The following is a 1,279-nucleotide window of genomic DNA, read 5'->3' as shown; positions in this document are numbered from 1 at the left end:
GCTGGCGCCGGCCCGCGGCGAGCTGGCCACCCGGGTGACCGACCTGCTGACCGGTACCGCCGAGTCGACGGTGGCCGGTGCGCTGCCCGCCCGGCTCGCCGCCGCCCGCGCGGCCGACGCCGTGCTGACCCGGATCGCCGCACGCACCTCGTCCGCGAGCGCCCTCGGCGACGGGCTGGTCTCGCTGATCGGCGGCCTCACCGTCGCCGCGTCCGCGCTGGTCGCGGTCCCCGCGGTGGGCGCAGGCAGGCTGGACGGGCTGCTCACCGCGGTGGTCGTGCTCACTCCCCTCGCCGCGTTCGAAGCCGTGCTGGGACTGCCGCTCGCCGCGCAGTACCGGCAGCGGGTACGGCGCGGCGCGGAGCGGGTCTTCGACGTGCTGGACGCGCCGGATCCGGTGCGCGAGCCCGAGCGGCCGCTCCCGGCGCCGGCGTCGCCGTTCCCCCTCGTGGTGCGCGGCCTGTCGGCCCGTCACCCCGGTCAGCGCGGGACGGCGTTGCGCGGGGTGGACCTGGTGCTGGAGCCGGGACGCCGGGTGGCCGTGGTGGGAACGTCCGGTGCGGGCAAGACCACCCTGGCCCAGGTGCTGCTGCGCTTCCTGGAGCCCGAGGCGGGGTCCTGCACCCTCGCGGGGGTCGGCAGCCGGGACCTGGACGGTGACCAGGTGCGCCGGCTGGTGGGGCTCTGCGCCCAGGACGCCCACCTCTTCGACAGCAGTGTGCGGGAGAACCTGCTGATCGCGCGGAAGGACGCCACCGACGCGGAGCTGCGGGAGGTGCTGGACCGGGTCGGGCTGCTGGAGTGGGCGGACGCCCTCCCCGAGGGCCTGGACACCCTGATCGGGGAGCACGGCGCCCGGCTCTCCGGCGGCCAGCACCGCCGGCTCGCCCTGGCACGTGCGCTGCTGGCGGACTTCCCCGTCCTGGTGCTGGACGAGCCCACCGAGCACCTGGACCTGCCGACCGCCGACGCGCTCACCGCGGACCTGCTGTCCGTCACCGAGGCGTCCGCCGCCCAGGGACGGTCCACCGTGCTGATCACGCACCGCACCGCGGGCCTGGAGGCGGTGGACGAGGTGCTGGTCCTGGACGGCGGACGCGTGGTGCAGCGGGGCCGGTACGCCGATCTCGTCGCGGTCCCGGGGCCGTTCCGCGTGATGGTGGAACGTGAGGCGGAGGCGGCCCTCCTCACCGCCCGGCCCGCGGACCTCGCCGGCCCGGTGCCTCGGAGTCCGGTTCCCGCGGCGGGCTGACTCCCGCGGCGGGAACCGGGCGCCGAG

The 1,279-nt window shown here is 77.2% G+C and carries 1 protein-coding gene; it reads left to right on the top strand.

All coding sequences use genetic code 11. The annotated features are described in order from the left end of the window. Nucleotides 1–1,252, top strand: a 1,252-nt coding sequence (gene cydC / locus ACOV8S_RS25455) for a thiol reductant ABC exporter subunit CydC (protein WP_448320569.1), incomplete at its 5' end; no start/stop codon positions are given. Nucleotides 1,253–1,279: the final 27 nt, after the last annotated feature.

This window comes from Streptomyces sp. CO7, from assembly GCF_053474865.1.
Note: the sequence above shows the minus strand (reverse complement) of the source record. Positions and strands in the feature narration are given on the sequence as shown.